Here is a 13,998-nt window from a genome sequence, read left to right as displayed (position 1 = left end):
ACTCCACGTGCGCCGTCGCGATCGTGATCCCCCGCGCCTTCTCCTCCGGCGCGTTGTCGATCGAGTCGAACGACCGTACCTGGATCTTCGGGTTCAGCTTCGCCAGCGCCATCGTGATCGCCGACGTCAGCGTCGTCTTCCCGTGGTCCACGTGCCCGATCGTCCCCACGTTCACGTGCGGCTTCGTACGCTCGAACTTCTCCTTGCCCATCGCTCCCGTCCCTCCAGCGCGTTGCGCCGTCTAGCGCCGCGCCGTTCCCGTCACCCGGGCCACCACTTCCTCGCTGATCGCCTTGGGAACCTCTTCGTAGTGGGAGAAATGCATCGTGTAGTTCCCACGCCCCTGGGTCATGGAGCGCAGATCGGTGGCGTAGCCGAAGATCTGCGCCAGCGGCACCACCGTCCGGATCGCCTGGAGGCCCGGTCGGGACTCGAGGCTCTGGATCCTGCCGCGCCGCGAGTTGAGGTCCCCGATCACCTCGCCCATGTACTCGTCCGGGACCACCACCTCGAGCCGCATCACCGGCTCGAGGAGCGCGACGCCGGCCCTGCGGCAGGCCTCCTTGAAGGCCATGGAGGCGGCGATCTTGAACGCCATCTCCGAAGAGTCCACCTCGTGGTACGAGCCGTCGTAGAGCTCCACCTTGACGTCGGTCATCGCGTAGCCGGCGAGGACGCCCCCCTCCATCGCTTCGCGGGCCCCGGACTCGACGGCCGGGATGAACTCCCGCGGGATCGACCCGCCGACGATGGAGTTCTCGAACACGAACCCGCCGTCGCGCCCGGCCGGCTCGATGCGGATCTTCACGTGACCGTACTGGCCGCGGCCGCCGGTCTGGCGCACGTAGCGTCCTTCGGCGTCCGCGGCGCCGCGGATCGTCTCGCGGTAGGCGACCTGCGGCTGCCCGACGCTCGCGGCCACGCCGTGCTCCCGAAGGAGCCGGTCCACGAGGATCTCGAGGTGAAGCTCTCCCATCCCCGCGATCAGCGTCTGGCCGGTCTCGGGGTCGGTCTGCACGCGGAACGTCGGATCCTCCTGGAGCAGCTTGGCCATCCCGGCGCCCAGCTTCTCCTGGTCGGCCTTCGTCTTCGGCTCGATGGCGAGCCGGATCACCGGCTCCGGGAACTCCATGGACTCGAGCAGCACGGGGAACTTCGGGTCGCAGATCGTGTCGCCGGTGGTCGCGTTCCTCAGGCCGACGATCGCGGCGATGTCGCCCGCCCAGACCTCCTTGATCTCCTCCCGCTTGTTCGCGTGCATCTTGAGGAGGCGGCCGATCCGCTCCGAGGTCCGGCGCGCGGTGTTCCAGACCGGGTGGCCCGTGGCGAGGGAACCGGAGTAGACCCGCACGAAGGAGAGGTGCCCGACGTACGGGTCGCTCATGATCTTGAACACGAGGCCGGCGAACGGCTTGCCGTCGTCGGCCGAGAGCAGGACCGGCGAGCCGTCCTTCGGGTTCGTCCCCTCGACCGGCGGGATGTCCAGGGGGGACGGGAGATAGTCCACGACCGCGTCGAGCAGCGGCTGGACTCCCTTGTTCCGGAACGCGGCGCCGCAGGTCACCGGCGTGATCTTGAGGGCGCAGGTCCCCTTCCGGAGCGCGGCGCGGATCTCGGCGGGAGCGAGGGGCTCGCCGGCGAGGTACTTCGCCAGCACGACGTCGTCCATCTCGCAGGCCGCTTCGACGACCTTCTCGTGGGCCGCCGAGGCGGCGGCGCTCATCTCCTCGGGAATGTCGGCGAGCGTGAACCCCGAGCGCGGAGAGTCGTCCTCCCAGAGCATCGCGCGCATTTCGACCACGTCGATCGCGCCGCGGAACGTCTCCGCCGCGCCCCACGGAATCTGCACGGCGACCGGCCGCGCGTGGAGGCGCTCGGTCATCATCCTGGACACGCGGTCGAAATCGGCGCCGGCCCGGTCCATCTTGTTGACGAACGCGATGCGCGGAACCCGGTACTTGTCCGCCTGCCGCCAGACCGCCTCGGACTGCGGCTCCACCCCGCCGACGGCACAGAAGACCGCCACCGCGCCGTCCAGCACCCTGAGGGAGCGCTCGACCTCGGCGGTGAAGTCCACGTGCCCGGGGGTATCGATGATGTTGATGCGGTGGTCGTTCCAGAAGCAGGTGGTCGCGGCGGAGGTGATGGTGATTCCCCGCTCCTGCTCCTGGACCATCCAGTCCATGGTCGCGGTCCCCTCGTGGACCTCTCCGAGCTTGTAGGTGATCCCCGTGTAGAAGAGGACCCGCTCGGTGGTCGTGGTCTTACCGGCATCGATGTGAGCCATGATGCCGATATTCCGGATCCTCTCGAGGGGTGTCTGCCGCGCCATGTCAAAGAACCGTCCGCTCCCGCCGCGCGGGAGCGCCTTGCCCGAAACGACCTACCAGCGATAGTGCGCGAACGCCTTGTTCGCCTCCGCCATTTTGTGGGTGTCTTCCTTCTTCTTGAACGCGCCGCCTCGGAGCGCCGAGGCGTCCAGCACTTCATTGGCGAGCTTCTCCTGCATGGACTTCTCGCCGCGATCGCGGGAATACCCGATCAGCCAGCGGATCGCCAGTGCGGTCCGGCGCTCCGGCCGGACCTCCACGGGGACCTGGTAGTTCGACCCGCCCACGCGCCGCGACTTCACCTCGAGGACCGGCTTCACGTTGTCGAGAGCCTTGCGGAAGATCTTGACCGGGTCTTCCTTCGTGCGCTCCTGGACGATGTCCATCGCACCGTAGAAGATCCCCTCCGCCACGGCCTTCTTGCCGTCGTGCATCAGGCAGCTGATGAACTTGGTCACCAGCGGCGACTGGAACACGGGATCCGGGAGCACCTCCCGCTTCGCCACGTACCCTCGTCTGGGCATTCCCGCTCTCCCCTAGGACTTCGGCCGCTTCGCGCCGTACTTCGACCGGCTCTTCCGCCGTCCCTCGACGCCCATGGCGTCCAGCGTGCCGCGGATGACGTGGTAGCGCACTCCCGGCAGGTCCTTCACGCGGCCGCCGCGGATCATCACGATGGAGTGCTCCTGGAGATTGTGCCCCACCCCGGGGATGTAGGTCGTGACCTCGATGCCGTTCGTGAGTCGGACCCGCGCGACCTTTCGGAGGGCGGAGTTCGGCTTCTTGGGGGTCGACGTGTACACCCGGGTGCAGACCCCGCGCCGTTGCGGGCACGACACGAGGGCCGGGCTCTTGGTGCGGTTCTTGACCGTCTCCCGCCCGATGCGAACCAGCTGGCTGATCGTCGGCACCGTTCTCACTCTCCTCCGTCCCGCGAGCGACACGACCCCGCGCGACACGATCGCGTGCAAAACCCGGTGAGTCTAGCAGACCCCCCGGAGCCCGGTCAAGCCCCGAGCGCGCCGCGTCTTGCCTTCGCGGCCGCGCGTCAGGCCGATTTCCCCCCCGGCTCGCCCCCGGCGGCCGCGGCGGCGGCGGCGCGGAGCATCTCGGCGAAGCGGTCGGTGTCCAGGTCGACCTCGGGCTCCGCCACCTCCTCCGGGATCTCCTCCTCGATGTCCTCGGGCGGAGGCGGCCCGTCGGGCGCGATCTGGAGCCCGTGGTACGACTCCATGCCGGTCCCCGCCGGGATGAGCCGGCCCATGATCACGTTCTCCTTGAGGCCGCGCAGGTAATCCACCTTTCCCGAGATGGAGGCCTCGGTCAGGACCCGCGTGGTCTCCTGGAAGCTCGCCGCGGAGATGAACGAGTCGGTGCTGAGCGACGCCTTGGTGATCCCCAAGAGGAGCGGCCGGCCCCGGGCGGGTGCGCCTCCCGCTGCGAGCACCCGCTCGTTCTCCTCGACGAACCGGAACTTGTCCACCTGCTCGTCGACGATGAACTCCGTGTCGCCGACGTCCTCCACCTTGATCCACCGCATCATCTGCCGGATGATCGTCTCGATGTGCTTGTCGTTGATGTTCACGCCCTGGAGGCGGTAGACCTCCTGGATCCCGTCCAGCAGGTACTTCTGGAGCTCGCGCTCCCCGAGGATCTCCAGGATCTTGTGCGGGTCCTTGGGACCGTCGGTGAACGCGTCGCCCGCACGCACCCGCTCCCCCTCCTGGACGTTCACGTGCAGCCCACGCGGGATGCTGTACTCGCGCTCCTCGCCGTCGTCGGTCCTCACGATGATCTTCCGCGAGCCCTTCACGATCTCGCCGTAGTGCACCGTCCCCTCGACCTCGGCCATGACCGCCGGGTCCTTGGGGTGCCTCGCCTCGAAGAGGTCCACGACGCGCGGCAGGCCGCCGGTGATGTCCTTCGTCTTCGTGGTGGCGCGCGGGATCTTCGAGAGGATGTCCCCCTGCAGCACCTTCTCCCCGTCCTGGACCATCAGAATGGCGTTCACCGGCATCAGGATCTTGCGAAGGGCGGTTCCGCCCTCGTCGAGCACCATGAGCTGCGGGTGCCGCTTCTCGTCCTGGCTCTGGACGATGATCTGCCGGGAGAAGCCGGTGAGCTCGTCGACCTCTTCCTTCATCGTGACGCCCGGCTCGATGTCGGAGAACCGGACCGTCCCGTGGACGTCGGTCAAGATCGCGTAGGTGTACGGATCCCACTCCGCCAGCTTGCGCCCTCCCTCGACGACCTCGCCGTTCCGGACCTCGAGCACCGCGCCGTAGACCACCGTGTAGCGCTCGCGCTCCCGTCCCTCGCGGTCCTGGATCACGATGGCGCCGTTCCGGTTGATGGCGACCGGCTTACCGTGGCGGTTCTCCACGAACTTGATGTTGTGGTAGCGGACCGTTCCGGCCCCCGCCGACTCGATGCTGCTCTGCTCCTCGATGCGCGCGGTCCCCCCGATGTGGAAGGTCCGCATCGTGAGCTGCGTGCCGGGCTCGCCGATGGACTGCGCCGCGATGACCCCGACGGCCTCTCCCTGCTCCACGTGCCGGCCCGAGGCCAGGTTCCTGCCGTAGCAACGAATGCAGACGCCGCGCCGGCATTCGCAGGTGAGCACCGAGCGGATCTTCACCGCCTCGACCCCCGCGTCCTGGACGTCGGTGGCCAGGTCCTCGTCGATGAGCACGTTGCGCGGGACCAGGAGCTTGCCGGTGAGCGGGTCCTTCACGTCCTCGAGGGCCACGCGGCCCACGATCCGGTCGCGGAGGTCCTCGATGATCTCGCCGTCCTCCTCGATCCGGGCCACCTCGATCCCCTCGATGGTCCCGCAGTCCTCCTCGGTGATGATCACGTCCTGGGCGACGTCCACGAGCCGCCGGGTCAGGTAGCCCGAGTTCGCCGTCTTGAGCGCGGTGTCCGCGAGCCCCTTGCGCGCGCCGTGGGTCGAGATGAAGTACTGCAGCACGTTCAGGCCTTCGCGGAAGTTCGCGGTGATCGGCGTCTCGATGATCTCGCCCGAAGGCTTCGCCATCGGTCCGCGCATCCCCGCGAGCTGCGCCATCTGCTGCTTGCTGCCCCGGGCGCCCGAGTCAGCCATCATCAGGATCGGGTTGAACTCGTTGCGCTCGCTCTCGACGCGGGTCATCTCCCGGAACATCGCCTCCGAGACCTCCTTGGTGGCCTTGTCCCAGATGTTGATGACCTTGTTCTTCCGCTCGCCGTTGGTGATGTGTCCGTCGAGGTACTGCTGCTCGACCTCGATCTGCTCGCGCCGCGCCTTCTCGACCACCTGGGGCTTGTCCGGCGGGACCACCATGTCGTCGATCCCGATGGACACCCCGGCCCGGGTCGCGTAAAGGAACCCGAGGTCCTTCAAGGTGTCCACGAGCTCCACGGTCTTGGTCGCACCGTGCCTCAGGTGGCAGTACTGCACCAGCGACTGGAGCCCCTTCTTCTTGAGGAGCCCGTTGATGTAGGGAATCCCCTCCGGGAGGTTCTCGTTGAAGATCACCCGGCCGACGGTCGTCGGCAGGCGGTACCCTTCGACCTCCTGGACCGGGGCGCGGACCACGTTCTCGCGCTCCTTTTCGGGGAGCGTCGTCAGGTCCGCCAGCAGCCCCGAGTACCGCATGACGATCCGGCTCAGGGTCTCCACCTCGCCGGCCTGGAGCGCCAGGAGCACCTCGTCGGGCGTCCCGAACACACGCCCCTCTCCCTTGGCCCCCCGCTTCTCCTGGGTCAGGTAGTAGATCCCCAGCACGATGTCCTGGCTGGGGTTCACGGTGGGGAGTCCGTTGGCCGGGCTCAGGATGTTCTGCGTCGACAGGAGCAGGACCTGCGCCTCGATCTGCGCCCGGGCCGATAGCGGGATGTGGACCGCCATCTGGTCACCGTCGAAGTCGGCGTTGAACGCCGTGCACACCAGCGGGTGGATCTTGATCGCCTTCCCCTCGACCAGAACCGGCTCGAACGCCTGGATCCCGAGGCGGTGGAGCGTGGGGGCGCGGTTCAGGAGGACCGGGTGCTCCTGGATGACCTCTTCGAGGTAGTCCCAGACCTGCGGCCATTCGAGCTCCACCATCTCCTTGGCGGCCTTGATGGTGGAGACGAGCCCTTCCTTCTCCAGCTTGTTGTAGATGAACGGCTTGAACAGCTCGAGGGCCATCTTCTTCGGAAGTCCGCACTGGTGGAGCTTCAGATCCGGCCCGACCACGATGACCGAGCGGCCGGAGTAGTCCACGCGCTTCCCCAGCAGGTTCTGCCGGAACCGGCCCTGCTTCCCCTTCAGGGTGTCCGAGAGCGACTTGAGCGGCCGGTTGTTGCTCCCTCGCAGCACCCGACCTCGCCTCCCGTTGTCGAACAGCGCGTCCACGGCCTCCTGGAGCATCCGCTTCTCGTTGCGGACGATGACGTCGGGCGCCTTGAGGTCCAGGAGCTTCTTGAGCCGGTTGTTCCGGTTGATCACCCGGCGGTAGAGGTCGTTGAGGTCCGACGTCGCGAACCGCCCGCCGTCCAGCGGGACCAGTGGCCGCAGCTCCGGCGGAATCACCGGGATCACGTCCAGGATCATCCACTCCGGCCGGTTCCCGGACTTCCTGAAGGCGTCGACGACCTTGAGGCGCTTCGCGAACTTGAGCCGCTTCTGCTGGGACGTCTCGTTGCGCATCTTTTCGCGCAGCTCGCGGGCGAGCGACTCGACGTCCACGCGTGCCAGGAGCTCCTTGATGGTCTCGGCACCCATGCCGGCCTGGAAGTCGTCGACGTACTGCTCCTGCAGCTCGCGGTAGCGGTCCTCCGTGAGGATCTCCCGCTCCTGGAGACCGGGGACCTCCCCCGGATCCACCACCACGTACGCCTCGAAGTACAGCACCCGCTCCAGCTCCCTGAGGGACATGTCGAGGAGATGGCCGATCCGGCTGGGCAGCCCCTTGAAGAACCAGACGTGGCTCACGGGGCTCGCCAGCTCGATGTGGCCCATCCGCTCCCGGCGCACCTTGCTCTGGGTCACCTCGACGCCGCACTTGTCGCACACGACGCCCCGGTGCTTCATCCTCTTGAACTTTCCGCAGAGGCACTCCCAGTCGGTGACGGGCCCGAAGATCTTCGCGCAGAACAGCCCGTCCCGCTCCGGCTTGAAGGTCCGGTAGTTGATCGTCTCCGGCTTCGTGACCTCGCCGTACGACCAGGACCGGATCTTCTCCGGGCTCGCCAGGCTGATGCGAATGGCGTTGAAGTCGTTGATCGTCCTCGCCTTGTCGAAGAGGAACGACGGCTTGTTCACTTTCCCTCCCGCCCGGTCAGATCGTCGAGGGGCCCCTGGCGTCCGGTCGGTCGCTCAGGAGCTCGACGTCGAGGCAGAGACTCTGGAGCTCTCGGACCAATACGTTGAACGACTCGGGAAGCCCCGGCTCCACGGTGGGCTCCCCCTTCACGAGGGACTCGTAGATCTTCGTCCGACCGTACACGTCGTCGGACTTGACGGTCAAAAGCTCCTGCAGGATGTGCGCGGCCCCGTACGCTTCGAGGGCCCAGACCTCCATCTCGCCGAACCGCTGTCCGCCGAACTGCGCCTTGCCGCCCAGCGGCTGCTGGGTGATGAGGGAGTAGGGACCGATCGACCGGGCGTGGATCTTGTCGTCCACGAGGTGGGACAGCTTCATCAGGTAGATGAACCCCACCGTGACCGGCTGCTCGAAGGGAACCCCGGTCCGCCCGTCCCGGAGCTGGATCTTCCCGGAGTCGGGGAGCTCAGCGGAGCGCAGCTGCTGCTTGATGTCCGCCTCGGTCGCCCCGTCGAACACCGGGGAGGCGAAGCGCGCGCCGTCGACCATCGTCCGCCCCATCTCGAGGATGCCGTCGTCGTCGGCCGCCTCCACGTCCTCTCGGACGGCCCCCGGGGGGAGCGCCGACAGGAGGTACCGGCGGATCTCAACGGCGGCGGCGGCCCGCTCGGTCGCGAGCGCGCGCTCGAGGGCGACCCCGTGCTGGGCCGCGGCCCACCCGAGGTGCGTCTCCAGGATCTGGCCGACGTTCATGCGCGACGGGACGCCCAGCGGGTTCAGCACCACGTCCACATACTGGCCGTCCGGGAGCCACGGCATGTCCTCCTCGGGGAGGATGCGGGCGATGACGCCCTTGTTGCCGTGCCGGCCCGCCATCTTGTCGCCCACCGACAGCTTGCGCTTCATGGCCACGTACACCTTGACCATCTTGATGACGCCCGGCGCCAGCTCGTCGCCCTTCTGCAGCTGGGCGATCTTGTCCTCGTTGAGCTTCTTCAGGATCTCGATGCGCTTTCTCGTCCTCTCCTCGATCCGCCGGATCTCGCTGAGCTTCTCGGCACGGACCGGACGGATCTCGCAGCGCCTCAGGTCCTCCGTGTCGATCTCCGCCATCACCTCGCGGGTCAGCGTCGCGCCCTCCTCGAGGATCGTCTGCCGGGTCTTGCGGGACTTCAGCGGGGCGACCACCTTCTCGCGCTCCAGTAGCTCGATGAGCCGCTCGCGGTCCTCTTCGAGCAGGATCCGCCGCTGGTCCTCCATGTCCTTGCGCATCCGCTCGATGTCGGCGTTCTCGATCTCCTGCGCCCTGAGGTCCTTCTCGACCCCCTTCCGGCAGAAGATCTTCACGTCCACCACCGTCCCCTCGATCCCGGGCGGTGTGGTGAGCGACGCGTCTCTGACGTCGCCGGACTTCTCCCCGAAGATCGCGCGGAGGAGCTTCTCCTCCGGGGTGAGCTGCGTCTCCCCTTTCGGGGTGACCTTCCCCACCAGGATGTCGCCCGGCTTCACGTTGGCGCCGATCCGGATCACGCCGGACTCGTCCAGGTCCTTGAGGAACTCCTCCGCGACGTTGGGGATGTCGCGGGTGATCTCCTCGGGTCCGAGCTTGGTGTCCCTCGCCTCGATCTCGAACTCCTCGATGTGGATCGAGGTGAAGGAGTCCTCGCGGACGAGCCGCTCGGAGACCAGGATGGCGTCCTCGAAGTTGTACCCCCGCCAGGGCATGAACGCCACCAGCACGTTCCGTCCCAGCGCCAGCTCGCCCAGGTCGGTGCACGGCCCGTCGGCGAGCACCTGGCCCTTCCCCACCCGCTGCCCCTTGCGGACGATCGGCTTCTGGTTGATGCACGTGTTCTGGTTCGAGCGGCGGAACTTGATGAGACTGTAGATGTCCGCGCCGAAATCCTCGCGCCCCTCGGCGCCGACCCGGACGATGATGCGCCTCGAGTCCACGAGGTCCACGACCCCCGCGCGACGGCAGATCACCACCGCGCCCGAGTCGCGTGCGGTGATGGACTCCATGCCGGTCCCGACGAACGGCGCCCGGGGACGCAGGAGCGGCACGGCCTGGCGCTGCATGTTCGAGCCCATGAGCGCCCGGTTCGCGTCGTCGTTCTCGAGGAACGGCACAAGGGATGCCGCCACGGAGACGAGCTGCTTGGGCGACACGTCGATGTAGTCCACCTCGTCCCGCGGGACCAGCTTGAACTCGCCCGCGACCCGGGCGTTGACCCGGTCCTGCTCGAAGCTGCCGTCCGGAAGGAGCGGCGCGTTCGCCTGCGCCACCACCCCGCGATCCTCCTCCCAGGCGGTCAGGTAGAAGGAGTGCGGCTCCGCCTGCGGGGGGACCTTGCCCGCCTTCTCCAGCCGCTTGCGCTCCCGCTCGAACTCCTCGGCGGCCACCACCTCGTGCAGCTTGTACGAGCCCTGTCCCGTGCGGACGATCGCCACGTAGTCGACCACCCGCCCCTTCTCGACCTTCCGGTAGGGCGACTCGATGAACCCGTAGTCGTTGATCCGGGCGTAGCAGGACAGCGACGAGATGAGGCCGATGTTCGGCCCCTCCGGGGTCTCGATGGGGCAGATCCGACCGTAGTGGGTCGGGTGCACGTCGCGGACCTCGAAGCCGGCGCGCTCCCGCGAGAGCCCGCCGGGGCCCAAGGCGCTCAAGCGGCGCTTGTGCGTCACCTCGGAGAGCGGGTTGGTCTGGTCCATGAACTGGGAGAGCTGGCTCGAGCCGAAGAACTCCTGGATCGCCGCCATCACCGGCTTGGCGTTGATCAGGTCGTTCGGCATCGCCGTGGTCATCTCCTGGTAGACCGACATCTTCTCCTTGATCGCCCGCTCCATGCGGACCAGGCCGATCCGGAACTGGTTCTCCAGCAGCTCCCCCACGCTCCGCACGCGGCGGTTGCCCAGGTGGTCGATGTCGTCCAGCTCGCCCACGCCCTTCCGCAGCTTCAGCATGTACCGCAGGACCTCGATGAAGTCGTCGCGGGACGGCGTGCGGTCCTCCGCCTTCTCCCACCGTTCGCGGACGCCGGTGGGCCACTGGCTCTGGGAGACCCCGTAGAGCTTCGTGTTGAACTTGAGACGGCCGACCCGGGAGAAGTCGTAGCGGGTGGGGTCGAAGAACATGCTGTTGAACAGGTTCCTCGAGGATTCGAGGGTCGGGGGGTCGCCCGGACGGAGGCGGCGGTAGATCTCGAGCAGGGCCTCGTTCTGGCTCTTGACCGAGTCCTTCGCCAGCGTCTCGACGAGGATCGTCCCGACGTCCTCCCGATCCGGGAAAACGACCTCGAAGTCGGACCCGGCCTGGCCGGCCAGCGCCTCGAGGGTCTCCGGAACGATCGGGCGCCCGGACTCCGCCATCACCTCTCCGGTGGCCGGATCGACGAGGTCCTGGATCGCGTGGGCGCCCTCGAGCTCCGCCTCGTCCACCGCCACCCACTCGATGCCCGCCTTCGCCAGAGCGTCGACCTGCTCCGCGCGGATGCGCCGACCCTTCTTGAGGATCTCCTCGCCGGACTTCGGATGGCTCACCGAGGCGCGCGCCTTGCGCCCCTCGAGGCCGGGGCCCGCCCGAAGCGCGAAGTGGCCCTCCTCGACCTTGACCCGAACCGGCGAGTAGAACGCCCGGAGGATCGACGGGTCGTCCTCGAGGCCGAGGGCCCGGAGGAAGACGGTGGCGGGGAACTTTCGCTTCCGGTCGATCCGGACGTAGAGGACGTTCTTCTGGTCATACTCGAACTCCACCCAGGAGCCGCGGTACGGGATCACCTTGCCCATGTAGACGATCTTCGCGGCGTCCGCCTGGAAGAACACCCCGGGGCTCCGGTGCAGCTGGCTCACGATCACGCGCTCGGTGCCATTCACGATGAAGGTGCCGTTCTCCGTGAGCATCGGGATCTCACCGAAGTAGACCTCCTGCTCCTTGATGTCCCGGATGCTCCGAACGTCGGTGTCGGGATCCTTGTCGTAGACCACGAGCTGGATCGTGACCTTGAGCGGGACCGTGAACGTCTGCCCCCTTCCCTGGCACTCCTCGACGTCGTACTTGAACTTGAGACCCACCGGGTCGCCGCACTGCTCACACTCCCTTATGGCCACGGCGGTGAGGTTGCCGCACGACTGGCAGACGACCTCCTCCCCGCGGGTCTCGGGCGCGATCAGGCGGTGCCCGCAGGACTGGCACTCGCTCCTCAGGTGCTCGATCCCCTGCAGCTCGCCGCACTTGCATTCCCAGTTCCCGATCGTGTACTCCACGAATTCCAGGGAACAGGTCTGCCGGAAGTCCCGTATCGGGAACACGGACTTGAACACCGCCTGGAGGCCGGCGTTCTCTCGGTCCGCCGGGGCGAGCCGCATCTGGAGGAAGCGCTCGTACGAGCGCTTCTGGACCTCGATGAGGTTCGGGATCGGGATCGCCGTCCGGATTTTGGAGAAGCTGACTTGCTTCGTCGCCACGAGATTCGGGGTCTCGGACATCGCGGTTCATACCCCCTGTCGGCGTGCCCGGGCTCCGGGCCGCGACGCGAGAAGGCACACGAGTCCCATCTGCCTGGAATCCACCTCTCCGACCCCCTCGCCCCCTGGGGGCCGCGGAGCCGGCTGCGGAAACGGCACACGAGCCTCCTACTTGATCTCGACCTTCGCCCCCTCGGCCTCGAACTTCTTCTTGATCGTCTCGGCCTCGTCCTTCGAGACCCCCTCTTTCACGGTCTTGGGGGCGCCGTCGACGAGGTCCTTGGCCTCTTTGAGGCCCAGGCTCGTGACTTCCCGGACGACCTTGATGACGTTGATCTTCTTCTCGCCGACCTCCTTCAAGACCACGTCGAACTCGGTCTTCTCCTCGACGGCGGCGGCGGCCGGCATGGCGCCCGCGGCGGCGATCGCCACGGGAGCGGCGGCGGACACGCCCCACTTCTCCTCGAGCATCTTGACCAGGTGCGCGGCCTCGATCACGGTCAGCGAACTCAGGTTCTCTGCAATTGCCTGAAGGTCGGCCATCTCAACGATCCTCCGTGTTTCCTCTCGTCTTCCCGGCGCCGGGAATCACCGCGGCGCGTCGGCTGACGAAACGTCTTCAGAATTCCCACCGGCGCCGGGCGCCGGAGCCTCGACTGCGATCATTCCGAACCGCCGCCCTCGAGCTTCTCGCGCCGCGCGTCCAGCGCGCGGGCCAACTCGGTTCCCGGGGTCGAGAGGAGGCGCACGAGCATGGTGGCGGGCGTCTGCACCAGGGCCAGGATCTGCGCCCGGATCTCCTGGAGCCCGGGGAGCCTGGACAGCGTCTTGATCCCCTCGGCGTCCACCAGGTCGCGGCCGTCCACCACCCCCGCGACCAGGCGGAGCTGCGGGTTGTCCTTGTTGAAATCGGTCAGGACTTTCGCCAGGGCCACCGGGTCCGAGGCGTGGGAGGCGAGCCCGCAAGGCCCCACCAGGTGGCTCGCGAGCTGCCCCGTCGCGGACCCGGCGCTGGCGCGCTTCGCCAGACGGTTCTTCACCACCTGATACGAGCCGCCGGCCGCCCGGATCCTCCGCCTGAGGTCGGACGACTGGTTCGCGGTCAGCCCCCTGAAGTCCGTGACGATGACGTGGGGTACCTTTTGGAACTGTTCGGCCATCGCCTGGATGGCGTCGTTCTTCTCAGTGCGGTTCAAGGTTCACCTCACGCCTGCGCGGCCTCGATCAGGCCGGCGTCCACTTTCACGGATGGGCCCATGGTCGAGGAAAGGTAGATCGACTTCAGGTACCGCCCCTTGGCGGCGGCGGGCCTCGCTTTCATCACCGCCTGGATCACGGCCTGCGCGTTCTCCACCAGCTTCTGATCCGGGAACGACAGCTTCCCGACGGGGACGTGGATGATCGCGGTCTTGTCCACGCGGAACTCGACCTTGCCCGCCTTGATCTCGGTCAGCGCCTTCGCGACGTCGAAGGTCACGGTGCCGGTCTTGGGATTCGGCATCAGGCCGCGGGGTCCAAGGATCTTCCCGAGCCTCCCGACGTCCTTCATCATGTCGGGGGTGGCGATCACCGCGTCGAAGTCCGTCCATCCCTCCTGGATCTTCGCCACCATGTTCGCCCCGCCGACCCAGTCGGCGCCCGCCGCCTCGGCCTCCTTCACCTTCTCCCCGCCGGCGATCACGAGAACCCGCTTGCTCTTCCCGGTGCCATGAGGGAGCACGACGGTCCCGCGGACCATCTGATCGGCGTGCTTCGGGTCGACGCCGAGGCGCATCGCCAGCTCGAGCGACTCGTCGAACTTGGCGAACGAGGAGCTCCGCACCACACCGACGGCGGCCGGGACGTCGTGGACGCCGGCCGGCACCTTGCTGAGGGCGGATGCGTACTTCTTGCCGTGTCTGGACATGGGGCCT

9 protein-coding genes are annotated in these 13,998 nt (G+C 67.5%); all 9 read right to left on the bottom strand.

The window, feature by feature from the left end; all coding sequences use genetic code 11:
• The coding region (gene tuf, locus LAO51_09860) for an elongation factor Tu (GenBank protein ID MBZ5639042.1) at window positions 1–211 on the bottom strand (211 nt) is incomplete at its 3' end.
• A 30-nt stretch (window positions 212–241) separates the two neighbouring features.
• Window positions 242–2,332: an elongation factor G gene (gene fusA / locus LAO51_09855; protein MBZ5639041.1), complete on the bottom strand. Its 2,091-nt coding sequence runs from the start codon at window positions 2,330–2,332 to the stop codon at window positions 242–244.
• 51 nt (window positions 2,333–2,383) lie between these two features.
• Window positions 2,384–2,854 (bottom strand): 30S ribosomal protein S7, encoded by a 471-nt coding sequence (rpsG, locus tag LAO51_09850; protein MBZ5639040.1) that lies wholly within the window; start codon window positions 2,852–2,854, stop codon window positions 2,384–2,386.
• Window positions 2,855–2,866: 12 nt separating this feature from the next.
• Entirely contained in the window at window positions 2,867–3,241 is a 375-nt protein-coding gene (gene rpsL / locus LAO51_09845) for a 30S ribosomal protein S12 (protein ID MBZ5639039.1), read from the bottom strand.
• 137 nt (window positions 3,242–3,378) lie between these two features.
• Window positions 3,379–7,617 (bottom strand): DNA-directed RNA polymerase subunit beta', encoded by a 4,239-nt coding sequence (rpoC, locus tag LAO51_09840; GenBank protein ID MBZ5639038.1) that lies wholly within the window; start codon window positions 7,615–7,617, stop codon window positions 3,379–3,381.
• Window positions 7,618–7,633: 16 nt separating this feature from the next.
• A complete protein-coding gene (gene rpoB / locus LAO51_09835) occupies window positions 7,634–12,106 on the bottom strand; it encodes a DNA-directed RNA polymerase subunit beta (GenBank protein MBZ5639037.1) in 4,473 nt (1,490 codons plus the stop codon).
• 147 nt (window positions 12,107–12,253) lie between these two features.
• Complete coding sequence (gene rplL, locus LAO51_09830; protein ID MBZ5639036.1) at window positions 12,254–12,628, bottom strand: 50S ribosomal protein L7/L12; 375 nt, start codon at window positions 12,626–12,628, stop codon at window positions 12,254–12,256.
• Between the two features lie 119 nt (window positions 12,629–12,747).
• Complete coding sequence (rplJ, locus tag LAO51_09825) at window positions 12,748–13,281, bottom strand: 50S ribosomal protein L10 (GenBank protein MBZ5639035.1); 534 nt, start codon at window positions 13,279–13,281, stop codon at window positions 12,748–12,750.
• 8 nt (window positions 13,282–13,289) lie between these two features.
• Window positions 13,290–13,991 (bottom strand): 50S ribosomal protein L1, encoded by a 702-nt coding sequence (rplA, locus tag LAO51_09820; protein MBZ5639034.1) that lies wholly within the window; start codon window positions 13,989–13,991, stop codon window positions 13,290–13,292.
• Between the last annotated feature and the right edge of the window lie 7 nt (window positions 13,992–13,998).

Source organism: Terriglobia bacterium, assembly GCA_020073205.1.
Classification (GTDB): Bacteria; Acidobacteriota; Polarisedimenticolia; order Polarisedimenticolales; family JAIQFR01; genus JAIQFR01.
The sequence above is the reverse complement of the archived record's forward strand: the minus strand, read 5'-3'. Positions and strand labels throughout refer to the sequence as shown.

Bases quoted from the DNA above. Each gene is read 5' to 3' on its own strand.
- rplL (MBZ5639036.1), bottom strand. From the start codon at position 12,628: ATGGCCGACCTTCAGGCAATTGCAGAGAACCTGAGTTCGCTGACCGTG.
- rpsG (MBZ5639040.1), bottom strand. From the start codon at position 2,854: ATGCCCAGACGAGGGTACGTGGCGAAGCGGGAGGTGCTCCCGGATCCC.
- rpoB (MBZ5639037.1), bottom strand. From the start codon at position 12,106: ATGTCCGAGACCCCGAATCTCGTGGCGACGAAGCAAGTCAGCTTCTCC.
- rplA (MBZ5639034.1), bottom strand. From the start codon at position 13,991: ATGTCCAGACACGGCAAGAAGTACGCATCCGCCCTCAGCAAGGTGCCG.
- fusA (MBZ5639041.1), bottom strand. From the start codon at position 2,332: ATGGCGCGGCAGACACCCCTCGAGAGGATCCGGAATATCGGCATCATG.